The following is a 25,956-nucleotide window of genomic DNA, read 5'->3' on the forward strand; positions in this document are numbered from 1 at the left end:
GCCCGGACCGGCCGGCACGTCGTCCGCCGGCCGGGCGGCGTACGGGGCGGCGGGCGGCGACCCGCCGGGCGGCTTTAAGGTACGGGCATGTCCGTTGACGGGTGGAACACGCTCCTGGTGCTCGGCGGTATCCGGTCCGGCAAGTCCGAGTTCGCGGAATCGCTGGTCGCCGACGCACCGACGGTCCGCTACGTGGCCACCGCGCCCGCTGGGGACCCGGAGGACACCGAGTGGGCGACCCGCCTGGCGGCCCACCGGGCCCGGCGGCCGGGCAGCTGGACGACCGAGGAGACGGCCGACGACCCGCGCCGGCTGGCCGACGTCATCGCCGCCGCCGGGTCGAACGAGACGCTGCTCGTCGACGACCTCGGCGGCTGGGTGACCGTGCTGCTCGACCCGGCCCACCAGCCGGCCGACGACACCGCGACCGTGACGGAACTGGCGGCGGCGATCCGGGCGAGCGCCGCGCGGGTCGTGCTGGTCACCCCGGAGGTCGGGCTCTCCCTGGTGCCGACCACCCCGCTCGGCCGGGCGTTCACCGACGCGCTGGGCGCGACCAACCGCGCGGTCGCCGACGCCTGCGACGCCGTGGTGCTGGTCGTCGCCGGGCAGCCGACCTGGCTGAAGCCGGCCGCCGCCCCGCGGGCCGCCGCGGTGCCCGCGCAGGCCGGCCCCGGCCAGGCCGGGGCGCCCGAACAGCCCACGCCGCCCGCCGGCGCCGCGCCGGACCGCGCCACCGGCGCGCCGGAGGCCACCCTGCCGGAGGTGTTCACCCCGGCCCCGGCGCCCGCGCCGGCCCCCGCCCCGGTGCAGGAGAGCGCGGCCTGGGCGGCGCCGACCATGGCCCTGCCGATGGTCGCCACCGGCCTGGTCATCCAGCCCGGCATGGAACTCCCGATGCCCGACGACTACGCCGGCCCGCAGGCCGTCGACCGGCTCGCCACCCTCGACGTGCCCGGCGCCGGGCTCGGCGTGCTGGAGCGGGTGGTCGGCTTCGCCGCCGCCACCCAGGGCACCTCCACCCCGGCGCCCTGGGCCTCGGTGCGGGTGCTGCTGCTGCGCGGCGACCACGCCGGCGGGGCGGCCGCCGGCACCGTGCCGGGCGAGTCCGCCCGCCGCGCCCGGCAGGCCCGCGCCGGCCGGGGCGCACTGGCCCGGCTGGCCGCCGAGAGCGGCGCCGGGCTCCAGGTGGTCGAGGCGCCCGCCTCGGCGCCGATGGAGGACGGCCCGGCGCTGACCGCCGACGAGGTCGAGTCGGCCCTCCGGTACGGCTGGCGGCTGGCCGAGCAGGCCGCCGACGCGGGCGTACAGCTGCTGGTGCTGGCGGCGTGCGGGGCGGGCACCGAGGCGGCTGCCGCGGCCGTGCTCGCGGCGACGGCCGGCGCGGAACCGCCGGCCGTGCTCGGTCGGGTGATCACCGAGGCCGGCGAGATCGACGACGCGGCCTGGATGAAACGCTGCGCGGCGGTCCGCGACGCGCTGCACCGCACCCGGCGCTCGCCCCGGGACGCCAAGGACGTGCTGGCCGAGCTGGGCGGCGGCGACATCGCGGTGGCGACCGGCGTGCTGCTCGGCGCGACCGCCCGGCGGGTGCCGGTGCTGATCGACGGGCCGGTCGGGGTGGCCGCCGGCATGGTCAGCCGGGACCTGGCCGGGCAGGCCCGGCACTGGTGCCTGCTGCCCGACCACGGCGGGCAGCCGGGGGTCCGGCTCGCCGCCGACGTGCTCGGCCTGACCCCGCTGCTGGACCTGCGGCTCGACCTCGGCGAGGGGGCCACCGCGCTGGCCACGCTGCCGCTGCTGCGCTCGGTGCTGGCGCTGGCCGCCACCCTGCCGGTGCACCCGTCGCTGGGCGGCGAGCCGGAGGACGACGAGGAGTTCGCCGAGCCGGAACCTGCCGGGCCCGGACCGGCCACCACCGAACCGGAGTTCGCCGAGCCGGAACCTGCCGGGCCCGGACCGGCCACCACCGAACCGGAGTTCGCCGAACCGGAGCCGGCCGGACCCGGACCGGCCACCACCGAACCGGAGTTCGCCGAACCGGAGCCGGCCGGACCGGGACCCACCACCGTCGAGCCGGACGAGCGGGTCGCCGTGCCGGACTCCCCCGGTCGGCGTGCCGACTGAGTCGGGGCTCGCCGACGGCGTCCGACTGGCGGTCACCACCTTCACCACGCTGCCGTTGCGCGGCGGCCGGGTCGACCGGGCCACGGCGGGTCGGGCGATGGCCCTCGCCCCGGCCGTGGGCGCGCTGCTCGGCGCGCTGCTCGCCGGGGTGCTGCTGCCGACCGCGGCGCTCGCTCCCCCGCTGGTCGCCGGCGGGGTCACCGTCGGCCTCGGCGCGCTGCTCACCCGGGGCCTGCACCTGGACGGACTGGCCGACACCGTGGACGCGCTGGGCTCGTACCGGCGGGGCGCCGCCGCGTTGGAGGTCATGAAGAAGCCGGACGTCGGGCCGTTCGGGGTGGTCGCGCTGGTGGTCGTACTGCTGCTCCAGACGGCGGTGCTCGCGGAGCTGGCCGGGCGGTCCTGGCCGGCGGCGCTCGCGGGCGTGGTCGCCGCGACCGCGGCGGGCCGGCTCGGTGTCGCGGTGGCCTGCCGGCGCGGCGTCCCGGCCGCCCGCCCGGAGGGGCTGGGCGCGCTGGTGGCCGGCACGGTGGGGCCGGTCGCGCTGGCCGTCGGGACGGTGGCCGTCGCGCTGCTGGCGGTGCCGGCGGCGCCGGACCGTCCGTGGCAGGGGCCGCTCGCCGTCCTGGCCGCCCTCGCCGTCGCGGTGGGGCTGCTCCGGCACGCGGTACGCCGGCTCGGCGGCGTCACCGGGGACGTGCTCGGCGCCACCGTGGAGATCGTCACCACGCTGGTCTACCTGGGACTGGTGCTGTCCGGCTGAGGGCGGCACGCCCGGCCGGGTAGCGTTCTTCAACGACAGCACCGGCGCGGTCAATGGGGGACGGCATGCTCATCACGGACGACTTCCTGCCCGTACCCGTGCCGGAGTCGCTCGACGCGACCTACCTGGTGCCCATCGCCGGGCTGCCGAAGGTCAGCCCGAAGACGGCGGTGGCGGCCCTCGCGGGGCGGCTCGCCGAGCCGGTGCACGGCCTGGCGAAGCAGATGCTCGACAGCCCGCTGATGACCGTGGACACCCGGCCGATCGGCGAGTTCCCGGAGCTGCCGCCGGACCTGCTCACCGCGTTCGGCGCCACCGAGGCCCAGCTGGCCCGGCTGGCCGCCGCGACGCACCTGGTGGTGGTCCAGGCCGAGTACCGGCCGGGCTGGCCACCCGCGCACGAGTGGGCGGCCCGGGCGGTCGCCGCCGCGGTGGCCGAGACCGTCGGCAGCGACGTGGTGGACGTCTTCGGCCTGCAGTTCCTCGACCCGGCGGCGGCACTGCGCTCGCTCCCCGACGAGCAGGGCCGGATCCGGCTGGTCGACTGGGTGCTGGTGCCCTACTCCTCGGACGCCGACGGGCTCTGGTTCACCACCAAGGGGCTGCGCCGGTTCGGGCTGCTGGAGCTGCAGGCCCAGGGGGTGCCGGACCACCTCACCCGGGCCTGGGGCGCGGTGATGACCGGCGCGGCCCGGCGGCTGCTGCGGGACTGGACCGACGGACTGGCCGGCGAGGAGGTGCCGGCGTTCGTGCAGCTCCCCGTGCTGGCCACGGTGACCGGTCACGACATCGCGGTGGCCTACGGCAATCCGGAGCAGCACGGGGCGACCGCACCGGTGCTGCTCCGGCTGGAGCTGGACCCGGCGACGGACCCGGACGCCGACTCGTTCCTCAGCCTGCGGCCGCCGCCCGGCCACCCGGGGCCGGCCGGCCGGTACTTCGCCGCCGCCTGCGCCACCCTCTTCGCCGGCATCCAGCCGGACGTCCGGTACGCCCGCCCCGGCGACGCGATGAGCAAGGCGATCGCCACCGCGCGGGCCGGGTTGGGCGACATCCGGGGCCGGTTCCTCGCCGGTCAGCTCCCCGCCGAGACCCAGCTCGTGGTCAAGTACGGCCTGCCCGGCGACGACGGCCCCGAGTTCGTCTGGGCCGGGGTGACCTCCTGGGACAGCGCGGAGCGGATCGTCGGGGTCAGCGCCAGCGACGCCGCCACCGACCCGACCGTGCGGATCGGCGCCCCCGTGGTGATCGAGGCGACCGACGTCGTCGACTGGGCCCTGCTCGATGGCACCGGCGTCACCGAGGGCGGCTGGACCCAGGCCGTCCTCGACGCCGGCGAACGCCCGCAGCCCGACTGAGCGTCACCGCACCGAGGGGGTGATGAACGGGGGGCGGGTGACGGTCATCTGGGCGCGGCGGCCGCGGATGTCGACCTCGACCACGTCGCCGTCGGCCAGCTTCGGGTCGGTGTCCAGGAGGGCCAGGGCGATGCCCTCCTTGCGGGTCGGGGAGAAGGTGCCGCTGGTGACGGTGCCGACCCGGGTGTCGCCGACGTACACGGCCATGCCGGGGCGCGGGATGGCCCGGTCCACCGCCACCAGGCCGCGCAGCGTACGCCGGGGACCGGCGGCCTTCTCGGCGAGCAGCGCGTCCCGGCCCCAGAAGGCCGGCTTGTCCCAGCCGACCGCCCAGCCGGAGCGGCCCTGCAGCGGGGTGATCTCCAGCGACAGGTCCTGCCCGTGCAGCGGGTAGCCCATCTCGGTGCGCAGCGTGTCCCGGGCGGCCAGCCCGCAGGCCCGCAGCTCGTACGCCGCCCCGGCGGCGAAGAGCGCGTCCCAGACGGCGACCGCGTGCGCGGCCGGCACGACCAGCTCGTAACCCAGCTCGCCGGTGTAGCCGGTGCGGCACGCGCTCAGCCCCATCCCGTCCAGGGTGGCGGTGGAGAAGCTCATGTAGCCGTGTTCGGTGGGCAGCCCCAGCGCGGCGAGCAGCTCCGCCGAGCGCGGCCCCTGCACGGCCAGCACCGCATACGCCTCGTGCTCGTCGCTGACCTCGACCCCGGCCGGCGCGGCGGCGCGCAGCCGGCGCACCACCTCGGCGGTGTTCGCCGCGTTCGGGATCAGGAAGACGTGGTCGTCGGCGTGCAGGTAGGCGATGATGTCGTCCACCACGCCACCGGTGGCGTCGTCGCAGCAGAGCGTGTACTGCGCCTGGCCGGGGCCGATCCGGCGGAGGTCGTTGGTGAGGCAGGCGTTGACGAAGTCCGCGGCGCCCGGCCCGGTGATCCGCGCCTTGCCCAGGTGCGAGACGTCGAAGACGCCCACCCCGGTACGGACCGCCGTGTGCTCCTTGAGCACACCGCCACCGGCGTACTCCAGCGGCATCTCCCAGCCCCCGAACGGGGCGAACTTGGCGCCGAGAGCGGTGTGCCGCTCGTGCAGCGGGGAACGGCGCAGCCGGGTCGCGGCGGCGTCGGAGGTCACGTCGGTCATGGGTGGCAACTTACCGGGGCCTGGACGGCTCGTTAGCATCGGCGGGACCCGTCAGGACGATCGGCGGGACGCACCCGACGTCCGGCGGGTAGGTTGCCGCCGGAGACCTTCATCGCCGGTACGCCATCCCGCGACCGGCCCGGCCCGCCCGGAGTAGCTTCAGTGACATCGCCCAGCACCACCCTGAGCCTGGTCGACACCGACCCCGCCGAACTCGCCGTCGATGCCATCGTGATCGGCGTGCACAGCCAGACCGGAGGGCAGGACGCCACCAGCGGACCCGCCGGCACCCTGCTGCTGGCCAGCGGCGCGGAGAGCATCGCCGCCGCGTTCGACGGCAAGCTGACCGAGACGCTGGCGCTGCTCGGCGCGACCGGCGGCCCCGGCGAGGTGATCAAGCTCGCAGCGCTGGGCACCGTCACCGCCCCGGTCGTCGCCGCCGTCGGCCTCGGCCCGGAGCCGACCGGCGCCGCCCCGGCCCCGGAGACCCTGCGCCGGGCCGCCGGCGCGGCGGTGCGGGCCCTCGCCGGCGCGCCCCGGGTGGCGCTGGCGCTGCCGCTGCCGGACGACGCCGACGCCCCGGCCGCGCTGCGCGCGGTCGCCGAGGGCGCGCTGCTCGGCGGGTACCGGTTCGCCGGGTACAAGACGAAGCCGCAGCCGGCCCGGCGGGAGCCGGTGGCCGAGGTGCTGGTCGCGGTGCCGGACGCCGGCGACGCGACCGCCCGGGCGGAGATCGCCCGGGCGCAGACGGTGGCCGGCGCGGTCCGGCTCAGCCGCGACTGGGTGAACACCGCCCCGAACGAGCTGCGACCCCCGTCGTTCGCCGACGCGGTGGCGAGCGCCGCCCGGGACGCCGGCCTCGGCGTCGAGGTGCTGGACGAGGCGGCCCTGGCGGCCGGCGGGTACGGCGGCATCATGGCGGTCGGGCAGGGCTCGGAGGCCCCGCCGCGGCTGGTGAAGCTGACCTACACCCCGGAGGGCGGTGGCTCCGGCAAGCGGGTGGCGCTGGTCGGCAAGGGCATCACCTTCGACACCGGCGGCATCTCGATCAAGCCGGCCCAGGGCATGTGGGAGATGAAGTCCGACATGGCCGGCGCGGCGGCGGTCGGCGCCGCGATGCTGGCGATCGCGGCGCTCAAGCCCGCGGTGGCGGTGACCGGGTACCTGCCGATGGCGGAGAACATGCCGTCGGGCACCAGCTACCGGCCGGGCGACGTGATCAGCATGTACAACGGCAAGAAGGTCGAGGTGCTCAACACCGACGCCGAGGGCCGGATGATCCTCGCCGACGCCATCGCGCGGGCCTGCGAGGACGGCACCGACTACCTCTTCGAGACCTCCACGCTCACCGGCGGCCAGGTGATCTCGCTGGGCAAGCGGATCGCCGGCGTGATGGGCACCCCGGAGCTGTGCGAGCGGGTCAAGGTGGCCGGCGAGGCGACCGGCGAGCCGGCCTGGCCGATGCCGCTGCCGGACGACGTCCGCAAGGGCATGGACTCCGACGTCGCGGACATCTCCCAGGTCAACGCCGGGATGGACCGGGCCGGTCACATGCTCCAGGGCGGCGTCTTCCTGCGCGAGTTCGTCACCGACGAGGTCGCCTGGGCGCACATCGACATCGCCGGGCCGGGTTACCACTCCGGCGAGGCCACCGGCTACTTGACCAAGGGCGGCACCGGCGTCCCGGTCCGCACCCTGGTGCACCTGGTCGAGGACGTCGCCGCCAACGGCTGACGGGTACCGGACGGCATGACGGGGCGCCCCCTGCGCGGGGGCGCCCCGTCCGCGTTCCGGGCCTCAGAACAGCTCGGGGCGGCGCTTGCGGCGTTCGTTGTAGTCGCGCATGCGTTGCGGGTAGCCCATCAGGCGGACGTCGTAGATCGGGATGGCCAGCCGGTGGGCGAAGCGCCGGGCGCCCTCCGGGCCGTCGATCCGCCGCCGGGTCCATTCGCCGTCGTCGGCGATCAGCATGACGGTGGTCTCGGTGACCGTGGTCCGCGGCTCGATGTACGCCTCGACCCCCCGCCGGGTCCGGACGAAGTTCTCCAGATGGTCCAGGTCGGCGCGGTCGGCACCCCGGTCGCGGCTCGCCACGCTCGTCCGCTTCCGTCGACGGAACAACCCCACCGGACCTTCTCCTCCCCCGTGCACCATCGAAGACGGTGCCAAGAGTACGTGTCCGCGACGTGTCGTTGGGCACCTCAGTACGCGCCCTCGAGGTCGGAGTGACAAGATGACCGAGGTGGGGTCTGTCCGTGTCACCCCGCCGTGACCCCCCGATGCAGCGACGCGACCTGGGAGTTGGACGTGAGCGAGCCGAACGAAGCGACCTTCGACATCGTCATTCTCGGAGGTGGCAGCGGCGGCTACGCGGCGGCGCTGCGTGCCGCCCAGCTGGATCTCTCCGTCGCGCTGATCGAGAAGGGCAAGCTCGGCGGCACCTGCCTGCACAACGGCTGCATTCCCACCAAGGCGCTGCTGCACGCCGCGGAGATCGCCGACCAGACCCGCGAGTCGGAGCAGTTCGGCGTCAAGGCCGAGCTGGTCGGCATCGACATGGCGGCGGTCAACTCGTACAAGGACGGCGTGATCTCCCGGCTGTACAAGGGCCTGCAGGGCCTGGTCGGCGGCGCCAAGAACATCACCTTCGTGGCGGGCGCCGGCAAGCTGGTCGGCAAGAACGTCGTCGAGGTGGACGGCAAGCGCTACACCGGCCGCAACGTCATCCTGGCCTCCGGCTCGTACGCGAAGAGCCTGCCCGGCCTGGAGATCGACGGCGAGCGGATCATCACCAGCGACCACGCGCTGACCCTGGACCGGGTCCCGTCATCGGTGATCGTGCTGGGCGGCGGCGTGATCGGCGTCGAGTTCGCCAGCGTGTGGAAGTCCTTCGGCGTGGACGTGACGATCGTCGAGGCGCTGCCCCGCCTGGTCGCCGCCGAGGACGAGGAGTCGTCGAAGGCGCTGGAGCGGGCCTTCCGCAAACGTAAGATCAACTTCAAGGTCGGCAAGCCGTTCGAGAAGGTCGAGAAGACCGACAACGGCGTCAAGCTGACGATTTCCGGCGGGGAGACCGTCGAGGCCGAGCTGCTGCTGGTCGCCGTCGGTCGCGGCCCGAACACCGCCAACCTCGGATACGAGGAGCAGGGGGTCAAGATGGACCGCGGCTACGTGCTGACCGACGAGCGGCTGCGCACCAGCGTGCCGAACGTCTACGCGGTCGGCGACATCGTGCCCGGCCTCCAGCTCGCCCACCGCGGCTTCCAGCAGGGCATCTTCGTCGCCGAGGAGATCGCCGGCCAGAACCCGGCTGTGATCGACGAGGCGGGCATCCCGCGGGTCACCTACTCCGACCCGGAGCTGGCGTCGGTCGGCCTGACCGAGGCGAAGGCCAAGGAGCAGTACGGCGACAAGGTCAAGACCTACAACTACAACCTCGGTGGCAACGGCAAGAGCCAGATCCTCAAGACGGCCGGCTTCGTGAAGCTGGTCCGCCTGGAGGACGGTCCGGTGGTCGGCGTGCACATGGTCGGCGCCCGGGTGGGCGAGCTGGTCGGCGAGGCGCAGCTCATCTACAACTGGGAGGCGTACCCGGCCGAGGTGGCGCAGCTCATCCATGCCCACCCCACGCAGACCGAGGCCCTGGGCGAGGCGCACATGGCCCTCGCCGGCAAGCCGCTGCACTCGCACGCCTGATCACGACAACCGCGGCGTCCGGCGACGGGCGATGATCCCACCAGGGGAATGAAGGAGTCTGGAGAACATGCCGGTATCGGTCACCATGCCCCGGCTCGGCGAGAGCGTCACCGAGGGCACCGTCACGCGCTGGCTCAAGCAGGAGGGCGACACCGTCGAGGTCGACGAGCCGCTGCTCGAGGTCTCGACCGACAAGGTCGACACCGAGATCCCGTCGCCCGCGGCGGGCGTGCTGAGCCGCATCGTGGTCGGTGAGGACGAGACCGCCGAGGTCGGCAGTGAGCTGGCCGTCATCGCGGGTGAGGGCGAGGAGGCCGGCGCGGCCGCCCCGCAGGAGGCCCCGGCCGAGCAGGCTGCGCCGGCCGCCGAGCCGACGGCCGCCGCCGAGGGCGCGGGTCCCGAGCCCGAGCGGGAGCAGCCCGCCCCGGAGCAGCCGCAGGCCCAGGCCGCCCCGGCGCCGTCGGGCGAGGGCACCCCGGTGAAGATGCCGGCCCTGGGTGAGAGCGTCACCGAGGGTACGGTCACCCGCTGGCTCAAGCAGGTCGGCGAGACGGTCGAGGTGGACGAGCCGCTGCTGGAGGTCTCCACCGACAAGGTCGACACCGAGATCCCCTCGCCGGTGGCCGGCACCGTGCTGGAGATCAAGGTCGCCGAGGACGAGACCGCCGAGGTCGGTGCCGACCTGGCGATCATCGGCGCCGCCGGCGCCGCCCCGGCCCCGGCTCCCGCCCCAGCGAAGCCGGAGCCGAAGCCCGAGCCAAAGGCGGAGGCGAAGCCCGAGCCGAAGGCCGAGGCCCCGGAGCCCAAGGTCGAGGAGCCGACCCCGGGCCTGTCGTACAACGAGCCGGCGGCCGAGGCGGAGGTCGCCGCCCAGCCGGTGAAGGCCGAGCAGGCGGCCCAGCCAGCCGCGCCGACCCCCACCCCGCAGCGGCCGACCGCCCCGGCGCCGGGCGGCGGCGAGGAGGCGGCCGGGTACGTGACCCCGCTGGTACGGAAGCTGGCCAGCGAGCACGGCGTGGACCTCTCCTCGGTCAACGGGACCGGCGTCGGCGGCCGGATCCGCAAGCAGGACGTGCTGGAGGCGGCGGAGAAGGCCAAGGCGGCCAAGGCCGCGCCGGCCCCGGCCGCGCAGCCGGCCGCCGCAGCGCCCGCTCCGGCCAAGCCGGCCGCGAAGCCGCAGCCGAGCGGCAAGCGGGGCACCACCGAGAAGCTGACCCGGATCCGCACGGCGATCGCCAAGCGGATGCAGGAGTCGCTGCACGAGATGGCGCAGCTCACCACGGTGATCGAGGTGGATGTCACCAGAATCGCCAAGCTGCGGGCGCAGGCGAAGGACTCCTTCCAGCAGCGGCACGGTGTGAAGCTGTCCTTCCTGCCGTTCTTCGCACTTGCCGCCGTCGAGGCGCTGCAGGCGTATCCGATCGTCAACGCCCGGATGGACCTGGCGGCGGGGACGATCACCTACCCGGACGCGGAGCACCTCGGCATCGCCGTGGACACCGAGCGGGGCCTGCTGGTGCCGGTCATCCACAACGCCGGCGATCTCAACCTGGGCGGCATCGCCAAGCGGGTCGCCGATCTGGCCGAGCGCACCCGGACCAACAAGATCAGCCCGGACGAGATCGCCGGTGCGACGTTCACGCTGACCAACACCGGTAGCCGGGGCGCCCTGTTCGACACGCCGATCGTGCCGTCGCCGCAGTCGGCGATGCTCGGCACGGGTGCCGTGGTCAAGCGTCCGGTCGTGGTGAACGACCCGGAGCTGGGCGAGGTCGTCGCGGTCCGCTCGATGGTCTACCTGGCCCTGTCCTACGATCACCGGCTGATCGACGGCGCCGACGCCGCCCGCTTCCTGGTCGCGGTCAAGGAGCGGCTGGAGGCCGGCAACTTCGAGGCCGAGCTGGGCCTGTAACACCCGCGCGAAAGGGCGCCCCGGTCCAGGTGACCGGGGTGCCCTTTCGCCGTTTCCGGGCCGGTCAGCCGCGCAGGTGCTCCTCGGAGACCTGCCAGAGCCGCTCGGCGGCCTCGGGGTCGCGCGCGTACGGGGCGTATCCGGTGCGGGTGCCGGGCTGGTTCGGCCCGGCCTCCTGAACGTCCTCGAAGTACCGCCCGCCGACGCCGTCGAGCAGCGGCGAGGCGGCGACCAGCACCGAGGTGGCCGCGCCCTGCTCGGTGTTCTTCCAGTACGCGGCGCCGCCCCCGCTCTGCGACCGCATCCGGTCCAGCTCCTCCTCGCTGAGGTAGCGCTGGAGGTTGGTCCGGATCGCGCCCGGCATGAGCGCATTGCTCAGGATGCCGTCGTCGGCCCAGCGCCGGCTGACCTCGACCGCGAAGAGCACGTTGGCCGTCTTGGACTGCCCGTACGCCTCCCACGGGTCGTACGGCCGCTGCCGGAAGTGGATGTCGGAGAAGACCACCGGCGAGCGCAGGTGGGCGGCCGAGCTGACCGAGACGATGCGGGCCCCGCCGGCCGCGGCCAGGGCCGGGCGCAGCCCGGTGGCCAGGGCGAAGTGGCCCAGGTGGTTGGTGGCGAACTGCATCTCCCAGCCCTGCGGGGTGCGCATCTCGGGCGAGGCCATGATGCCCGCGTTGTTGACCAGGATGTGCAGCGGTCCGTCCCAGGTCCGGACGAAGGTGGCAACCGAGGCCAGGTCGGCGAGGTCCAGCGGGGCCACCAGGATCCGGTCGTTGCCGGTGGTGCCGGTGATGTCGGTGGCGGCCTGCTGGCCGGCGTCGATGTTGCGGACGGCGAGCGTGACGTCGGCCCCGGCGGCGGCGAGCGCGCGGGCGGTCTCCACCCCGATCCCGGACGCGCCGCCGGTGACGACGGCCCGGCGCCCGGTGAGGTCGATGCCGCGCACCACCTCCATCGCGGTGGTCTCCCGGGAGTAGGGCGTGGTGACGGGTGTGCTGGTGGTCATGATCCATCCTTGTCGGTGGCGACGCGGACGCCCGGTCCGGCCGCTACGATGAGAATCGGAGGATCCTCCGTTACGGTCGAGACTAACCGGAGACTCCTCCGTTTGCCAGCCCGGCCGCGCCTCGGCCGGTCGCCCCGAGGAGGAGACGTGCCCGACCCCGGCCCCCGACCGCTGCGCGCCGACGCGCTGCGCAACCGGCAGCGGCTGCTGGACGCAGCGGTACGCGCGTTTTCCCACGGCGGGCCGGAGGTAACGCTCGACTCGATCGCCAGAGCGGCCGGGGTCGGCATCGGCACCCTCTACCGGCACTTCCCCACCCGGGAGGCCCTGGTCGAGGCGGCCTACCGCAACGAGCTGGCCAAGCTCTGCGACGCCGCGCCGGAACTGCTGGCCGGCCTGCCGCCGGACCGGGCGGTGCGCGCCTGGATGGACCGTTTCATCGACTACCTGTCCACCAAGCGGGGCATGGCGGACGCGCTCCGGCTGGTCATCGCCTCCGGCGCCAACCCGTACGCGCACAGCCGGGACCGCCTGGTCGCCGCGCTCGGCCTGCTGTTGGAGGCGGGCGGCGCGGCCGGCACCGTCCGGGCCGACGTGGCGCCCACGGATGTGCTCGCCGGCCTGAGCGGGGTCTCCCTGGTCGCCGGCGAACCCGAGCAGCGCGAACAGGCCGGCCGACTGCTCGACCTGCTGATGGACGGCCTGCGGCACCGCGCCACCGGCTGAGCGGATTCCGAACCGGAGCCGTCCGGGCGCTGGGAGACTCGACCGGTGAGCGGCAAACGGGGGCGCGGACGGTTGGGGCCCGCCGTCGCCGTCGCCCCCGGCGCACGGGTGGACCGCTTTGAGGTCTTCTTCGACCTGGTCTTCGTCTTCTCGTTCTTCATCATCACCCGGGCCACCGCCCTGGACATCAACGGCACCAACCTGCTGCACGCCCTGCTGGTGCTCGCCGTGCTCTGGTGGTCCTGGGTGGTGCACAGCGTGGTCGCCACCCGGGTCCGGCTCGGCGAGGGCTTCGTCCCGGTGCTGATGGTGGTCGGCATGGCGGCGCTCTTCACCTTCGCGCTGGCGCTGCCGCAGGCGTTCCGCGACCCCGGGGAGAACGCCGCCGGGCCCATGGTGGCGGCGGGCAGCTACGTGATCATCCGCCTGGTGCACTTTGCCCTCTACCGGCACGTCGTCCGGGACAACCCGGAGGAGCGCCGGCAGTTGCTCCGGTTCGCCCCGGAGTTGGTGCTGAGCACCGTCCTGCTGCTCGCCGCCGCGCTGATCCCGGCGCAGCTCCAGGATCCCGGCCGGGCAGCGCTGACCCGCGACGGGCTGTGGGCGACCGTCGTGGTGCTGCAGTACGGCAGCGGGCTCCTCGCCGGCACCTGGGGCTGGCGCGTCACTTCCGCGGAGCACTGGACCGAGCGGTACGACCTCATCCTGATCATCGCCCTGGGCGAGTCGGTCATTTCGGTCGGTGTCGGCAGCAACCTGCTCGGTCAGCCGCCGACCTGGCCGGCCGTCGCCGCCGCCGTCCTCGGCATCGTCTTCACCGCCGCCCTGTGGTGGGCGCACTACGACTGGGTGGGGCCGGCCGCCCGGATCGCCCTCCACGCTGCCGAGGGACGCCCCCGGGTGGCGATGGCCCGGGACGCGTACGCCTACCTCTACCTGCCGATGATCGCCGGGATCATCCTGTTCGCCCTGGGCGCCGAGCGGATCGTGCACGAGATCGCCGATCCGCACATTCCGCTGACCGAACGCGCGCACGGTCCCAGCGTGGCGCTGCTCTTCGGCGGGGTGATCTGCTATTTCTGCGGCAACATGCTGTTCCAGCTCCGCACGCTGCACACGCTGTCCTGGATCCGGGTGGGCACCGTACTGGCGCTCGCCGTGAGCATCCCGATCGCCAGTCGGTTACCGGGACTGGCCGCCCTCACGCTGCTGACCGCCAGCTGCGTGGGGCTGGTGGCGTTGGAGGTGCTGACCATGGGCGAGGCCCGCGACGCCCTGCACGAGGTCGTCGTCGAGGAACGGACCACCCACGAGACGCGCGAGGCCGCCTGGCGGGCCCGTTGGCACGAGCCGGAACCCGGCGAGCCGTCGACCTGACGGGACGGCGGCCGGCGGACGGACCGCGTATCGTCGGCCCAGCGTCGCGGTGCGCCCGGCACGGAGACCGCCGTGGGCATGGAGGCGCGGGACAGCAGGGGACCATGTGCACCCATCCCACGAGCCGAACGGGCGGCTGACCGCCCTCGGCAACCAGTTGATCGAGATCCACCTCTGGCTCCGCGAGGAGCTGGCCCGGCTCCGTACGAGCCTCGACTCCCCCGGCGCCGACCTCCGGTCGTCTGAGGACCTGCGCGCCCACTGCCTGGGTTTCTGCGCGGCACTCACCCGGCATCACGGCGGCGAGGACGGCGGCGCGTTCCGGGTTCTCGCCGAACGGGAGCCGGCGCTGCGTCCGGTCCTCGCCGAACTGGCGGAGGACCACCGGATGGTGGCGGGCATCCTGCGCCGGATCGAGGACCTGACGACCGGCCCGGCGGCCGCCCGGGCGGCGGTCCGCGCCGAGCTGGACGGGCTCGCCGCGCTGCTGGAGTCGCACTTCACCTACGAGGAGAAGAAACTGGTCGCCGCGCTCGACGCGGTGAACCGAAGGGCCGGCGACACCGTGGAACTGCTCGGCGTCCCACTGCCCGATGACGGGATGCCGACCACAATTCCGAGGGGGACGGAGACACGATGACCACCGACACGATCACTGCCGCGACGGCGGGCACCTGGCGCCTGGGCGACCTGGCGGTCAACCGGATCGGCTTCGGCGCCATGCGGCTGACCAGCAACGCCGACGGGAGCCCGAGCGACCGGGACCGGGCCGTCGCCGTCCTGCGCCGGGCGGTCGAGCTGGGCGTCAACCACATCGACACCGCCGCGTTCTACTTCTCGCCGCTGCGGTCGGCCAACGAGCTGATCAACCGGGCGCTGGCCCCGTACCCGGACGACCTGGTGATCGTCACGAAGGTCGGGCCGGGCAAGGACCTGTCCGGCGAATGGCTGCCGATGGCCCGTCCGGACCAGCTCCGCGGCCAGGTCGAGGAGAACCTCCGCCAGCTCGGCCGGGACCACCTCGACGTGGTCAACCTCCGGGTGTACGGCCCGGAGCCGCTGACGGAGCACTTCGGCGCGCTCGCCGAGCTGCGGGATGCCGGGCTGATCCGCCACCTCGGCGTCTCCGCCGTCCGCCCGCACCAGGTCGCCGAGGCGCAGGCCGTCGCGCCGGTGATCTGCGTGCAGAACTCGTACGGCCTCGGCTACCGCGCGGGCCACGACCAGCTGCTGCGGGACTGCGCGGCGCAGGGGATCGCGTTCGTGCCGTTCTTCTCGCTCGCCACCAGCGGGCGCGAGGCCGGCGCGAGCGGCACCGAGCACGACGAGGTCCGGGCCGTCGCCCGGGCGCACGGGGTGACCCCCGCCCAGGTCCGGCTGGCCTGGACGCTGCACCGCGGGCCGAACGTGCTGGCCATCCCGGGCACCGGCAACCCGGAGCACCTGACCCAGAACGTGGCGGCCGGCGGCCTGCGCCTCACCGAGGACGACCTGGCCCGGCTGGAGGCCGTGCACCGGTCCGCCTGAGCCTCGCCGGTCCGGCTCGGATTCGCCGGTCAGCAGAATCGGCGGGTCCGGGCTGGCCGCGTCGCGGCGGACGCCGGATGCTGGGCCGATGGCGATCTTCTCGGTCCAGGCCCGTCCCGCCGACGCCGCGAGCTGGCTCGACCTGGCCCGCCGGGTGGAGGCCGCCGGCTTCGACGCCCTGCTGGCCGCGGACCACCCCGGCCACGGCGCGTCGCCGTTCGTCTCGCTGGCCGCCGCCGCGGCGGTGACCTCGACGCTCGGCCTCGGCTCGTGCGTCTCCAACGCCGGCGTCCGCGAGCCGATCCTGCTCGCCACCGACGTGGCCACCCTGGACGTGGTCTCCGGCGGGCGGGCCCGCCTCGGCCTCGGCGCGGGCCACACCCCCGCCGAGTGGCGGGCCGTCGGCCGCGAGCGGCCCGACGTCGCCGCCCGGGTACGCCGCTGCGTGGCCGTCGCGGAGGCCGTCCGGGACCTGCTGGCCGGCGGGGAGGTCAGTGTCGACACTCCGGAACTGGCCGCCCACGCGGCCCGGCTGACCGAGCTGCGGCCCGTCCAGGACCGGGTCCCGCTCACCATGGGTACGGCGAACTCGACGCTGCTGCGCTGGGCCGGAGCGCACGCCGACGTGGTCGGCCTGACCGGCTTCGGCCGTACCCTCGCCGACGGGCACGCCCACGACGTGCGGTGGCGGGCCGACCAGATCGACGCGCAGCTCGCGCAGGTGGCGGCCGGGGCCGCCGGCCGGGCCGAGCCGCCCGCGCTGGAGGCCCTGGTCCAGCAGGTGGCGGTGACCGACGACGCCGAGGCCGCAGCCGCGAAGACGGCCGCCGACACCGGCCTGACCGTCGCCGAGCTGCTGGCCACCCCGTTCGTCCTGATCGGCACGGCGGAGGAGATCGTCGCGGCGGTCGCGCAACACCGGCGCCGCTGGGGCATCACCCGCTTCGTCGTACGCGAGAACGCCGTCGACCAGCTGGCTCCGCTGCTCCCCCGATTGCCAGCCGTCCCCCGCGATGAAGTCATGACGGCCTTCGCGACGTCGCCGGTGCTCGACGAATCCAGGTTCCGTGGAGACATCGACGAGGCGATAGGGCAGGACCCGTTCGACCGTGAATGGTGAGTTCCCGCTTCAACGCCTGATTGACGCCAACCGACCTCGCGCCGCAGCCACAGTCGGGTAGCTGAAAGATCGTTGACCTGGCGATCGACCACGCTCACAGTCAGGGTGTCAGTTGGAAGGTGACACCGTCATGCACATCGAGATCGCTGATCGCGCGGATCTCGATCGGGCGGAGGCGCTGGTCTCGTTGCTCCGGCGTCCCCATCTCGACCGGGTCACCGTCACACTGCCCGGGCTCGACGCGACGGAGCGCGAGCGTACGGCAGCAAGAATCCGCCGCCTGTTCAACGACTGCGGCTGCGACTGGGGAGCCTTGACCCTCGTCGCCGCCGTGGCCGGCGTCCTCGTGGTCGGGCCGAGCGGCGGCCGTGAAATCGCTGCGGCCGTGCTCGGCTGCCTCGCGGCTGCGGTCGCCGGCAAGCTCCTCGGGCTGTCCTGGAGCCGGCGGCGCCTGCTTCTTCGACTGCGCGCGCTGCGCGCGGCTTCCTGACTCTGAGGGGGGATCTCTCATGGCACTCGTTTGCACCGAAATCACCGAATGGGTCGAGGAGGAGGTCTCCAAGCCCGTCGAGGAGTGGGAGGAACGGCAGGAGAAGAAGTGCAAGGACTACCCGTGGTACGACCCGCGGGGCTGGGTCTGCTGGTTCGTCACGTACTTCGTGAAGGTCGTCCGCTGGGTGATCGTCAAGGTCGGCAAGTGGGTGGTCCGTACGGTGTGCAAGCTCGTCGGGGTGGTCGTCGAGGCGGTGGTCGACATCGCGGCCGGGCTCTGGGACGTGGTCGTCGGCATCGTCACGCTCGACTGGCGGCGGATCCTCGACGGGCTGCTGCGGGCGGTGATCGGCCTGGTGCTGGGGATCATCCGGCTGGCCCGCATCGTGTTCCTCGGCGACACGATCGACTACATCATCGAGGAGATCAACCGGGAGCGGTTGCGCCGCTACGTGCGCGGACTGCTCGAGGCGAAGTACTCCGGTGACACGCTGACCGAGATCAAGGAGGCGATCCGCCTCGACCACGGCGCGTTCGGGCTGCGCCTGCACGGCACTGCGTACCGGACGACGCTGGACTCGGAGACCCCGTCGCTGCGCGAACCCGCCGCGCCCAACCTGGTCGTGCTGCACGAGCAGGGCGCGATCAACCTGCGGGAGCTCTGCGGCTTCGAGTTCCACGAGGGGTTCTGGAACCGCAAGCGGTACAAGACCCTCAAGAAGGGGACCGTCGTGGGTGGCGGTGGTGGCGGCGAATTTGACAACCCCATCTCCGCCGACGAACTGGACACCTACCTCAGCTCGCGCGGCGCGCAGGGGCCGGCGTTCGTCGTGCTGCCGATGCGGGACGGCGCGCTGGACACCAAGGTCGCCACGGCCCGCGAGAAGGGGCGCGAACTCGCGCTGATGCTGGACTTCGACCGGGAGACCCGCGAGGTCACCGACCCGGGCCACATCGTCCACAAGGGGTACGACCAGTTCGGCGCGCACGACGCGCTGACCCGGTTCCTCAAGGACGTGATCCACCGGCACGACAAGTCCAGCGAACCGGACGGGGCGACGGCCGACCTCTGCCACCCGGTGGCCGTCGGGGTCTTCCGCTACACCGACACCCTGCGCGGGTTGGCCAACAACCTGCACGAGAGCGCCTGCGGGCTGAGCGGCAAGAACACCTCCGGCGTCACCTTCATCGACAACACGCCGGACCAGATCTGGAAGTACGTGCCGATCCACGAGCTGGGGCACACCTTCGGCCTCTGCCACACCGATGGGGTGGACCGGATCATGTACTCGCCGAAGACCAACACCTGGTGGCGGAAGTGGTACCTGATCCCCCGCACGATCCTGAGCGTCTACCTCGACGGCGAGCCGACGTTCACCTTCGACGAGGCGAAGGCGGCGTGGGACTACATCGTGGCGCACTTCGCACCCCAGTGCCTGGGCGCCCGACCGGTCGTTATCGGGGTGGGCCCGGTGGTCCGCGGCGGCACCGTGGGGCGGCAGCGGTAGCCGGTATTCAACGGCGGCGGCAGCACGAGCTGCCGCCGCCTCAGCCTTCTGCCCGCTCGGCGACGAACACACCAAGGCCATGCACGCCCTCGACCAGACCTTCGGTCTTGAGCACGATCATGGCGTGGTTGACCACTCCCGCTGACACGTCATGCGCGCGGCACAACTGAGCGGTCGACGGCAACTTGTCGCCGGGTGCAAGTTCTCCGGACGCAATCTGCTCACGGATGAGATCCGCAAGCTGCGCCCACTTCGGTTTGGCGGGCATCTGGTCTCCCTGGTCTGCACCGCCATTTGATCACGCCTGTCTTCTACCGACAAGTAAGAGGTACTCGGTGGTTGACCTATGAGCAGTACTAAGTATAAGTTCGTGCCGACCCGCTCCCTGGTCTGCAAACCCGGAGCTGGTCGCCCGTAGAACCACCCGGCCGGCCACTCCCCCGGTAGTCGGCCGGGTGCCACCCCCTGCCCGCGACCTGGCGTCGGCGGGCCCGTGAGCAGGCCCGGGGCGGGTGCCGGGCTCCGGCGTACAGGCCGACCCAGCCCGTCTCGGCGCCGCGACCAGAGAGGCGGAGCAGTGTGCGGTCAGTTGTCGATCAGCCGGTGGCGCGATGGAGAAGGTGCTCAGCAAGCTGGTGGCGCGCGGCGACCGGCAGGTCCGCGTACCTGATGGGCGGCGCTGAGGTGTGGCCGCGACGGAACGCGCGGCCGGTGCCGCTCGCACCCAGGCACCGGCGGACCTGGCGGCGCGGACGGCGCTGGTGCTCGTGCGGCCTACGCTGGACCGCTTGCCCGGACCGGCACGCTCCGGTGCCGACCGAGCCGCCCGGCCCGCCACCCAACAGCCGGTGGTGGGACGAGCCGACCCGGGCGAACCCGCAGGTCGGCCGGGTCGGCCGGCTCACCCCGGCGCAGACCTGGCGGGCCAACGGCGGTCGGTGGTGAGCGCGCCGCCGCACGTGGCCCTGCGCCCGCTCTGGCTCTGCCGGGCCTGCGCCGCCCCCTGGCCGTGCGCCACGGCCCGCCTCACCCTGCTCCGCGAGTACGCGCACGACCGGGTGGCCCTGCTGGTCTACCTCGGCGGGCTGCTGCACGACGCGGCCGGTCAACTGCACACATTGAACCCGCAGGCTGCTCCGGAGCCTGCCCAGCTCTTCGACCGCTTCCTGGGCTGGGCCATCCCGCGTGGGCGAACCTGACCGTCATGCTTCCCACCCCGCCAGAGCCGCTACGCCTCGCCTTCCGGCTTCGAGTTGGGCTTCGTCACAGAGACGGCGGTGGAGATCACCCCAAGGAGGAGCGGCTCGACCGGGAAGCCACGACGGAGGCGTTCGGGGAGTTCCTGGCCGGCCGCATTCTCGGCAAGAACCAGATCCACTTCATCAACATGGTCATCGGCCACCTGACCCGGAACGGGGCGATGGAGGTGGACCGGCTCTACGAGTCGCCCTTCACCGAAATCGCCCCGCAGGGGCCGGACGGACTCTTCCCCTCCGACGACATCGACCGCATCGTCTCGATCCTGGACTCCGTCCGCGCCACGGCCACGCCCGTCCCCGAGGTGGCGTAGCTGATGCCCTCGCCTGCCATTAGGCTCTGGTCATGCTGACCCGGCTGGAGGTGCAGGGCTTCAAGAACCTGCTCGACGTCGCCATAGACTTCGGCCCCTTCACCTGCATCGCTGGCGCGAACGGGATGGGAAAGTCGAACGTCTTCGATGCCATCGAGTTTCTCTCCTATCTGGCGACCGAGCCCCTTGCCCAGGCTGCGCAACGAGTGCGCGGGACCGCCGGAGTCATCGGCGGTGACCCACGCGACCTCTTCTGGGACGGCTATCGGCAACACGAACATCGAATTACACTCGCCGCAGAGATGATCGTGCCCGTCGAGGTCGAAGACGAACTCGGTGAACTAGCTCGACCGACCGCGACATACCTCCGCTACGAAGTCACTCTTGGCTATGGGCCGTCGCGTGCCGAACACGGAAGCGGGCGTCTCCACCTGCTTCGCGAAGACCTGCGACAGGTCGAGGACGCGCGGGCTCAGATCAGGTTTCCCGCAAGCTCGGCATTTCTCGACTCAGTCGTCCTCGACCACTATGGCGGGCGGGTCTTCCTATCCACCGACCGCCAGGGCATGCAGGGCGTTTCTATCAATGTCCACGCCGACGGCGACAAAGTGGAGAAATCGCGGTCCGTTGGCCGGGCCGCTCGCACCGTGTTGAGCACCACGATTACAGCCGACAACCCGACCATTTTCGCCGCACGGAACGAGATGCGGCGTTGGCGCCGCCTGGCACTGGAGCCGTCCGCGCTTCGTACGCCTGACGACGAGACCGGCCCCGAGTCACTGGGCCCAGAGGGTCGGCATCTGCCCAGCACGCTCTACCGGATAGCGCACGCGCCGGACTGGTCCGGCGATCCTGATCGCATCTATGCCACGGTGGCGGGAAGGCTCTCAGACCTTGCCGGCGTCGCTGTCGAGGCGTTGGACGTCGAGTTCGACGAGGTGCGTCAGACTTTTACCCTCTTCCTCCAGGAGCGCGGTGGCCTCCGGCTCCCGGCCCGGGCATTGTCGGAGGGCACGCTGCGGTTCCTGGCGCTCTGCGTACTGCTCGAAGACGCGGACTTCAGCGGCCTCATCTGCATGGAAGAGCCGGAGAACGGTATCCACCCCGGGAATCTGCCCGCAATGGTGCAGCTCGTACGGGACCTTGCTGTCGATCCCACCGAACCGCCAAGCAACAACAATCCCTTCCGGCAGGTCATCATCAACACCCACTCGCCGGGTGTGGTGCAGCTCTGTGACCCCTCCGACCTGCTCCTGGCGGATGCGAAGCTACGCCCCGCCCCTGGCGGCGGGGCGGCACGGACCCTGTCCCTTCTGCCGTTCCGGCAATCCTGGCGAGCCGTTTCGGAGAAGCCCACCTTTTCAGAGGCCGACATCGTCGCCTACCTCGCCGAGCCGCCGGATGCCCAACTCCGCCTTCCGTCGGGTCTGATGACATGACCGGCCGTTCCTACTCCGGGTTGTTCATATCCGAGGGCACCTCTGACGAGCCATTGGCAGAGCGCATCGAGTGGCTGTTCCTCTGCCAGGGCGTCTCTGTGAGCCTGAGCAGGCCCGACTTCTCACGGCTTCCCAAGGTGGCCAAGGACGTGGGGTCGCGGGTCGGAGCCGGTCTGGCCCTCGCAGGCGGTCCGGTCGACCTGATCGTGGTACACCGTGACGCGGACAATGCAGGACGTCATGCTCGACAGCAGGAAATCGAGGCGGCGGTGCGCTCGTCGGGCGGCACCGCAGAGCTCGTGCCGGTCATTCCGGTGCGGATGACCGAGGCCTGGCTGCTGCTGGACGAGGCCGCAATCCGACAGGTTGCAGGTAACCCTCGGGGGCGGATGGGCCTAGGCCTGCCGAAGCCCCATGAGGTCGAATCGATCGCCAACCCCAAGGAGGTCCTCCGCGTCTGCCTCCTCACCGCAGCGGAAGTGACCGGCCGACGTCGGGAAGGGGTGGCGAAGCGGTTCAATCAGCATCGCCGCCAGTTGTTGGAGCGCCTGGATCCCGCCGGCGCGGTCGCTCGACTCGATAGCTGGCGCCGCCTCGTCGCCGACGTGGATCACGTGGTCAAACGCTGGCGCTCACTCGGCGTCTAACCCGAGCCGCTGCCCCGCCGCCCGCAATGAGCCCGACGTTGCCGAAGAGGCGGAGGGTGCCGAGGCTGAAGCCGCTGCGGCGAGCGGCCTCGGACGGCGCGTGTCCGCTCATGGCGGCAGGGCAGCGCTTGACCTGGAGTGCGCTCGAAGGCGGAGGCTGGGCGCATGACGACGACACGGACACTGGGCCGCAGCGGCATCGAAGTCAGCGCGCTCGGCATGGGGTGCTGGGCGATCGGCGGCCCGCTCTGGGGCGACGGCGGGCAGCCGTTCGGTTGGGGCGAGGTGGACGACGACGAATCGATCCGCACCATTCACCGCGCCCTCGACCTGGGCGTGACCCTCTTCGACACGGCCAGCAACTACGGGGCCGGGCACAGCGAGCGGGTACTCGGTCGGGCCCTCGCCGGCCGCCGCGACCGCGCAGTGATCGCCACCAAGTTCGGCAACCGCAGCGACGAGGCCAGCCAGCGGTGGACCGGCACGGACGCCAGCCCGGCATTCGCGGTGACCAGCCTCGAGGAGTCGCTGCGCCGGCTCGGCACCGACCACGTGGACCTCTACCAGCTGCACATCAACGACCTGCCGGCGCCCGCCGCGCTCGACCTGGTCGACACCCTGGAGGGCCTGGTCACCCAGGACAAGATCCGGGCGTACGGCTGGAGCACCGACAACCCGGCGTCCGCCCGCGCGTTCGCCGAGGCCGGCCCGCACTGCGCGGCGATCCAACACGACGAGTCGGTGCTCAAGGACAACCCGGAGATGTTCGCGGTCTGCGACGCGCTCGACCTGGCCAGCCTCAACCGCGGTCCGCTCGCGATGGGGCTGCTCACCGGCGCGACGCGAAAGGTCGGGACGGACGACGTGCGAGGGGTGGCCCCGGAGTGGCTGGTGTCTGGTTCACCGACGGCCGCCCAACACCGGAGTGGTCCGCCCGGGTGGCCGAGATCCGGGCGGCGCTCACCGCCGACGGACGTACCCTCGCCCAAGGTGCGCTGGGCTGGCTGCTGGCCCGCAGCCCCCGGACCGTGCCGATCCCGGGCTGTCGCACAGTAGCCCAGGCCGATGAGAACTTCGGCACGCTCACGCTCGGCCCGCTGCCGGCGGACGCGTTCACCGAGGTCGAGCGGCTCCTCGCCGATCTGCGGCCGGTTCCCGCAACCTGAACGGAGATCCCGCGAACGCATCCAAGCCAGATTCCGTACACCAAGATATGGGCATGCGGATCCTCATGGCGGGCTCGTCCGGCTTCCTCGGTACCCGGCTGGTCGACCGGCTCACCTCCGACGGGCACCAGGTCACCCGACTGGTCCGCCGGCCGCCGCGCACCCCGGACGAGCGGCAGTGGACCCCCTCCGCCGCGCAGCTCGACCCGGCGGTGGTGGCCGAGGCCGACGCGGTGGTCAACCTCGCCGGCGCCGGGGTCGGCGACAAACGCTGGAGCGACGACTACAAGAACCTGATCCGGTCCAGCCGGGTGGACACCACCACCACCCTCGCGATCACCATGGCCGGGCTGCCCGCCGTGGACCGCCCCTCGGTGCTGCTCAACTCCTCCGCCATCGGCTGGTACGGCGACACCGGCGACCGGACGGTCGAGGAGGACGCCCCGGCGGGCGAGGGCTTCCTGGCCGACGTCTCCCGGGTCTGGGAGGCCGCGACCCGACCGGCCGAGGACGCCGGCGTACGCGTGGTGCGGCTGCGCACCGGGCTGCCGCTGCACCGCGACGGCGGGATGCTCCAGCCGCAGTTACGCCCGATCAAGCTGGGCCTCGGCGGGCGGCTGGGCAGCGGTCGGCAGTGGTGGTCCTGGATCTCGCTGCGCGACTGGCTGGACTCGTCGGCGTTCCTGCTGGAGCGGGACGACATCGCCGGCCCGGTCAACGGGGTCGGCCCGGACCCGGCAACCAACGCGGAGTTCACCCGGGAGCTGGCCCGCCAGCTGCACCGACCGGCGATCCTCCCGATCCCCGCGCTGGCCCTGAAGGTGGCCCTCGGCGGCTTCGCCCAGGACATCCTCGCCAGCACCCGCGTCCTGCCCGCCGTCCTCACGAAGGCCGGCTTCGAGTACCGCCACCCCGACCTGCCATCCGCCCTGCACGCCGCGCTGACGGAATGAGCGCAGCGGTCCCCTGCCGGGGCAGGGGACCGCTGCGCCAGCCGGATCAGCAGCCGATGACCCAGTAGTTGGGCCCGGTCTGCTTGAGGGTGCTGGTGTAGAAGGTGTTGTACAGGCCCATGTTCTGGTTGCTGCCGAGGGCGTAGGCGTAGCCGCCGGACTGGTAGGCGCGGCCGGCGGTCACGTGCGCGTAGTTGCTGGCGGTGACGCAGACCGGGGCGGTCGTGGGGGAGACCGTGGGACTGGGGGTGGCGGTGGCCGTCGGGCTGGGCGTGACCCCGCCGTCGAGGCCGAAGAAGAGCGCGTCCCGGTACGTCGAACAGATGGTGTCCAGGAAGTACGACGTGGCGGTGCCGCACTGGTCGGCCGCCGAACCCGGGTCGACCGGGGTGCCGTGTCCCATCCCGGCGACCCGGTAGAGCCGGACCGCGTCGTTGCCGTACACCTCCAGGCTGGTGCCGGCGGGCAGCGCGGCCGTGCTGGTCGGGGTCTGCGAGACGCCGAGCACGTTGGTCCACTGGTCGCGCGACTCGGTGGCGTTCATCGGCACCACCGTGGTGTCCGAGGTGCCGTGCCAGATGGACACCCGGGGACGCCGGCCGGTGTAGCCGGAGTAGGCGGCGCGGACCAGGTCGCCCCAGGCGGCCGGGCTCTTGTCCACCCCGCTGTACTGGCAGGTGCTGGTCGACGCCGGTGGCGAGCAGCGGTAAGGCAGCCCGGCGATCACCGAGCCGGCGGCGAAGACGTCGGGGTAGGTGGCGAGCATGACCGAGGTCATCGCCCCACCGGCGGACAGCCCGCTGATGTAGATCCGGCTGCCGTCCAGCCCGTACGTGGACTTCGCGTAGTCGACCATCTGCCGGATCGACAGCGCCTCGCCCTGGCCCCGGTTGATGTCCCCCTCCGTGAACCAGTTGAAGCAGCTCAGCGACTGGTTCGCCGACGACTGCTGCGGCACGATCAGGGCGAACTTCCACAGGTCGGCGTACTTCTGCCAGCCGGAGTTGGTGAAGTAGCCGGCGGCGTTCTGGGTGCAGCCGTGCAGCAGCACCACGGCCGGCGCGTTGGCCGGCAGGCCGTCCGGGCGGTAGGCGTACATGCTCAGGTTGCCGGGGTTGGAGCCGAAGCCGGTCACCTGGGTGAGGGTGGCGGCCTGGGCGGGCAGGGCGGCGGCGAGCGCGGCGGCCGCGGCCAGCACGACCGCGGCGGCAGCCCCGGCGAGCCGGGTGCGGAGGGACGAGGAGCGGGGCACGGCGACCTCCCGGTTGCGAATTGTGAACTGGGTCACCCCCGAGTTGCCGAGACGTTACGTCCGTGTTTCACCTCGCCGACATGGCCGAGGCAGCCACATTTGTCGATGCCGAGATATGGCCGGAGTGGACGTGGCGAAGTGAGGTTTCGTGTCTGACCGGCGTGTCCCGGTCCGGTTGGT

Annotated in this window: 24 protein-coding genes and 1 pseudogene; 20 read left to right on the top strand and 5 right to left on the bottom strand. The window is 72.8% G+C overall.

The window, feature by feature from the left end:
- Positions 1-87 precede the first annotated feature (87 nt).
- From ACFOYX_RS05795 to ACFOYX_RS05805, 3 genes are all read left to right on the top strand, one after another.
- Positions 88-2,127 (top strand): bifunctional adenosylcobinamide kinase/adenosylcobinamide-phosphate guanylyltransferase, encoded by a 2,040-nt coding sequence (locus ACFOYX_RS05795; protein WP_377533831.1) that lies wholly within the window; start codon positions 88-90, stop codon positions 2,125-2,127.
- Positions 2,117-2,890, top strand: coding sequence for an adenosylcobinamide-GDP ribazoletransferase (locus ACFOYX_RS05800; protein WP_322442658.1), 774 nt, complete (start codon positions 2,117-2,119; stop codon positions 2,888-2,890). The genes ACFOYX_RS05795 and ACFOYX_RS05800 overlap by 11 nt, the downstream gene beginning before the upstream one ends.
- A 65-nt stretch (positions 2,891-2,955) precedes the next feature.
- A complete protein-coding gene (locus ACFOYX_RS05805) occupies positions 2,956-4,248 on the top strand; it encodes a DUF2314 domain-containing protein (protein ID WP_109805603.1) in 1,293 nt (430 codons plus the stop codon).
- A 3-nt stretch (positions 4,249-4,251) separates the two neighbouring features.
- On the opposite strand, the gene gcvT is transcribed toward ACFOYX_RS05805, so the two are convergent.
- On the bottom strand, positions 4,252-5,382 hold the full coding sequence (gene gcvT / locus ACFOYX_RS05810) for a glycine cleavage system aminomethyltransferase GcvT (RefSeq protein ID WP_322442659.1): 1,131 nt from the start codon (positions 5,380-5,382) through the stop codon (positions 4,252-4,254).
- A 162-nt stretch (positions 5,383-5,544) separates the two neighbouring features.
- Between gcvT and ACFOYX_RS05815 the strand changes: the two genes are divergently transcribed.
- Positions 5,545-7,116, top strand: a complete 1,572-nt coding sequence (locus tag ACFOYX_RS05815; RefSeq protein WP_322475130.1) for a leucyl aminopeptidase — start codon at positions 5,545-5,547, stop codon at positions 7,114-7,116.
- Between the two features lie 63 nt (positions 7,117-7,179).
- Here ACFOYX_RS05815 and ACFOYX_RS05820 read toward each other — a convergent pair whose 3' ends face one another.
- A complete protein-coding gene (locus tag ACFOYX_RS05820) occupies positions 7,180-7,509 on the bottom strand; it encodes a hypothetical protein (RefSeq protein WP_109805840.1) in 330 nt (109 codons plus the stop codon).
- 141 nt (positions 7,510-7,650) lie between these two features.
- Here ACFOYX_RS05820 and lpdA point away from each other — a divergent pair, with 141 nt between their 5' ends.
- Together lpdA and sucB are read left to right on the top strand one after the other, a co-directional pair.
- Positions 7,651-9,078, top strand: coding sequence for a dihydrolipoyl dehydrogenase (gene lpdA, locus ACFOYX_RS05825; protein WP_322442661.1), 1,428 nt, complete (start codon positions 7,651-7,653; stop codon positions 9,076-9,078).
- 67 nt (positions 9,079-9,145) lie between these two features.
- Positions 9,146-10,990: a 2-oxoglutarate dehydrogenase, E2 component, dihydrolipoamide succinyltransferase gene (gene sucB / locus ACFOYX_RS05830; RefSeq protein ID WP_322442662.1), complete on the top strand. Its 1,845-nt coding sequence runs from the start codon at positions 9,146-9,148 to the stop codon at positions 10,988-10,990.
- Positions 10,991-11,054: 64 nt separating this feature from the next.
- On the opposite strand, the gene ACFOYX_RS05835 is transcribed toward sucB, so the two are convergent.
- Positions 11,055-11,999, bottom strand: coding sequence for an SDR family NAD(P)-dependent oxidoreductase (locus ACFOYX_RS05835; RefSeq protein ID WP_322442663.1), 945 nt, complete (start codon positions 11,997-11,999; stop codon positions 11,055-11,057).
- Positions 12,000-12,146: 147 nt separating this feature from the next.
- Here ACFOYX_RS05835 and ACFOYX_RS05840 point away from each other — a divergent pair, with 147 nt between their 5' ends.
- The 7 genes from ACFOYX_RS05840 to ACFOYX_RS05870 all read left to right on the top strand — a co-directional run bounded on the left by ACFOYX_RS05840 (position 12,147) and on the right by ACFOYX_RS05870 (position 18,749).
- A complete protein-coding gene (locus ACFOYX_RS05840; RefSeq protein ID WP_201749892.1) occupies positions 12,147-12,725 on the top strand; it encodes a TetR/AcrR family transcriptional regulator in 579 nt (192 codons plus the stop codon).
- 45 nt (positions 12,726-12,770) lie between these two features.
- Positions 12,771-14,102 carry a low temperature requirement protein A gene (locus tag ACFOYX_RS05845; protein ID WP_322442664.1) on the top strand — a complete coding sequence of 444 codons (1,332 nt, stop codon included), beginning with the start codon at positions 12,771-12,773 and terminating at the stop codon, positions 14,100-14,102.
- A gap of 106 nt (positions 14,103-14,208) precedes the next feature.
- On the top strand, positions 14,209-14,742 hold the full coding sequence (locus ACFOYX_RS05850) for a hemerythrin domain-containing protein (protein WP_322442665.1): 534 nt from the start codon (positions 14,209-14,211) through the stop codon (positions 14,740-14,742).
- Positions 14,739-15,629 (top strand): oxidoreductase, encoded by an 891-nt coding sequence (locus ACFOYX_RS05855; RefSeq protein WP_322442666.1) that lies wholly within the window; start codon positions 14,739-14,741, stop codon positions 15,627-15,629. Before ACFOYX_RS05850 ends, ACFOYX_RS05855 begins: the two co-directional genes overlap by 4 nt.
- 88 nt (positions 15,630-15,717) lie before the next feature.
- The gene (locus tag ACFOYX_RS05860) at positions 15,718-16,749 is read left to right on the top strand and encodes an LLM class flavin-dependent oxidoreductase (protein ID WP_322442667.1); all 1,032 of its coding nucleotides are present in this window, start codon (positions 15,718-15,720) and stop codon (positions 16,747-16,749) included.
- A 130-nt stretch (positions 16,750-16,879) separates the two neighbouring features.
- A complete protein-coding gene (locus ACFOYX_RS05865) occupies positions 16,880-17,239 on the top strand; it encodes a hypothetical protein (RefSeq protein ID WP_322442668.1) in 360 nt (119 codons plus the stop codon).
- A gap of 19 nt (positions 17,240-17,258) precedes the next feature.
- Positions 17,259-18,749: a hypothetical protein gene (locus tag ACFOYX_RS05870; protein ID WP_322442669.1), complete on the top strand. Its 1,491-nt coding sequence runs from the start codon at positions 17,259-17,261 to the stop codon at positions 18,747-18,749.
- 40 nt (positions 18,750-18,789) lie between these two features.
- Here the strand turns inward: ACFOYX_RS05870 and ACFOYX_RS05875 are convergent, their stop codons facing one another.
- On the bottom strand, positions 18,790-19,017 hold the full coding sequence (locus tag ACFOYX_RS05875) for a winged helix-turn-helix domain-containing protein (RefSeq protein ID WP_322442670.1): 228 nt from the start codon (positions 19,015-19,017) through the stop codon (positions 18,790-18,792).
- A 542-nt stretch (positions 19,018-19,559) separates the two neighbouring features.
- On the opposite strand from ACFOYX_RS05875, the gene ACFOYX_RS05880 reads away from it, so the two are divergent.
- The 7 genes and pseudogenes from ACFOYX_RS05880 (at position 19,560) to ACFOYX_RS05910 (ending at position 24,524) form a co-directional block, all read left to right on the top strand.
- Positions 19,560-19,694 carry a hypothetical protein gene (locus tag ACFOYX_RS05880; RefSeq protein ID WP_322442671.1) on the top strand — a complete coding sequence of 45 codons (135 nt, stop codon included), beginning with the start codon at positions 19,560-19,562 and terminating at the stop codon, positions 19,692-19,694.
- Positions 19,691-19,948, top strand: a complete 258-nt coding sequence (locus ACFOYX_RS05885) for a hypothetical protein (protein ID WP_322442672.1) — start codon at positions 19,691-19,693, stop codon at positions 19,946-19,948. Before ACFOYX_RS05880 ends, ACFOYX_RS05885 begins: the two co-directional genes overlap by 4 nt.
- Positions 19,949-19,953: 5 nt before the next feature.
- The gene (locus ACFOYX_RS05890) at positions 19,954-20,319 is read left to right on the top strand and encodes a type I restriction-modification enzyme R subunit C-terminal domain-containing protein (RefSeq protein ID WP_322442673.1); all 366 of its coding nucleotides are present in this window, start codon (positions 19,954-19,956) and stop codon (positions 20,317-20,319) included.
- Between the two features lie 32 nt (positions 20,320-20,351).
- A complete protein-coding gene (locus tag ACFOYX_RS05895; RefSeq protein WP_322442674.1) occupies positions 20,352-21,758 on the top strand; it encodes an AAA family ATPase in 1,407 nt (468 codons plus the stop codon).
- A complete protein-coding gene (locus ACFOYX_RS05900; RefSeq protein ID WP_322442675.1) occupies positions 21,755-22,405 on the top strand; it encodes a DUF4276 family protein in 651 nt (216 codons plus the stop codon). Before ACFOYX_RS05895 ends, ACFOYX_RS05900 begins: the two co-directional genes overlap by 4 nt.
- Before the next feature lie 165 nt (positions 22,406-22,570).
- A pseudogene (locus tag ACFOYX_RS05905) lies at positions 22,571-23,571 on the top strand (aldo/keto reductase).
- A 53-nt stretch (positions 23,572-23,624) separates the two neighbouring features.
- Positions 23,625-24,524, top strand: coding sequence for a TIGR01777 family oxidoreductase (locus tag ACFOYX_RS05910; RefSeq protein ID WP_322442676.1), 900 nt, complete (start codon positions 23,625-23,627; stop codon positions 24,522-24,524).
- Between the two features lie 46 nt (positions 24,525-24,570).
- Here the strand turns inward: ACFOYX_RS05910 and ACFOYX_RS05915 are convergent, their stop codons facing one another.
- Entirely contained in the window at positions 24,571-25,776 is a 1,206-nt protein-coding gene (locus ACFOYX_RS05915; RefSeq protein WP_322442686.1) for a PHB depolymerase family esterase, read from the bottom strand.
- Positions 25,777-25,956: the final 180 nt, after the last annotated feature.

The organism is Micromonospora sp. GCM10011541 (assembly GCF_042650725.1).
GTDB lineage: Bacteria > Actinomycetota > Actinomycetes > Mycobacteriales > Micromonosporaceae > Micromonospora > Micromonospora sicca.

Excerpts from the sequence above, each read along its gene's own strand:
- ACFOYX_RS05795 (WP_377533831.1), top strand. The coding sequence starts at position 88 with ATGTCCGTTGACGGGTGGAACACGCTCCTGGTGCTCGGCGGTATCCGG.
- ACFOYX_RS05805 (WP_109805603.1), top strand. The coding sequence starts at position 2,956 with ATGCTCATCACGGACGACTTCCTGCCCGTACCCGTGCCGGAGTCGCTC.
- gcvT (WP_322442659.1), bottom strand. The coding sequence starts at position 5,382 with ATGACCGACGTGACCTCCGACGCCGCCGCGACCCGGCTGCGCCGTTCC.
- sucB (WP_322442662.1), top strand. The coding sequence starts at position 9,146 with ATGCCGGTATCGGTCACCATGCCCCGGCTCGGCGAGAGCGTCACCGAG.
- ACFOYX_RS05835 (WP_322442663.1), bottom strand. The coding sequence starts at position 11,999 with ATGACCACCAGCACACCCGTCACCACGCCCTACTCCCGGGAGACCACC.
- ACFOYX_RS05855 (WP_322442666.1), top strand. The coding sequence starts at position 14,739 with ATGACCACCGACACGATCACTGCCGCGACGGCGGGCACCTGGCGCCTG.
- ACFOYX_RS05860 (WP_322442667.1), top strand. The coding sequence starts at position 15,718 with ATGGCGATCTTCTCGGTCCAGGCCCGTCCCGCCGACGCCGCGAGCTGG.
- ACFOYX_RS05865 (WP_322442668.1), top strand. The coding sequence starts at position 16,880 with ATGCACATCGAGATCGCTGATCGCGCGGATCTCGATCGGGCGGAGGCG.
- ACFOYX_RS05870 (WP_322442669.1), top strand. The coding sequence starts at position 17,259 with ATGGCACTCGTTTGCACCGAAATCACCGAATGGGTCGAGGAGGAGGTC.
- ACFOYX_RS05875 (WP_322442670.1), bottom strand. The coding sequence starts at position 19,017 with ATGCCCGCCAAACCGAAGTGGGCGCAGCTTGCGGATCTCATCCGTGAG.
- ACFOYX_RS05890 (WP_322442673.1), top strand. The coding sequence starts at position 19,954 with ATGCTTCCCACCCCGCCAGAGCCGCTACGCCTCGCCTTCCGGCTTCGA.
- ACFOYX_RS05895 (WP_322442674.1), top strand. The coding sequence starts at position 20,352 with ATGCTGACCCGGCTGGAGGTGCAGGGCTTCAAGAACCTGCTCGACGTC.
- ACFOYX_RS05900 (WP_322442675.1), top strand. The coding sequence starts at position 21,755 with ATGACCGGCCGTTCCTACTCCGGGTTGTTCATATCCGAGGGCACCTCT.
- ACFOYX_RS05910 (WP_322442676.1), top strand. The coding sequence starts at position 23,625 with ATGCGGATCCTCATGGCGGGCTCGTCCGGCTTCCTCGGTACCCGGCTG.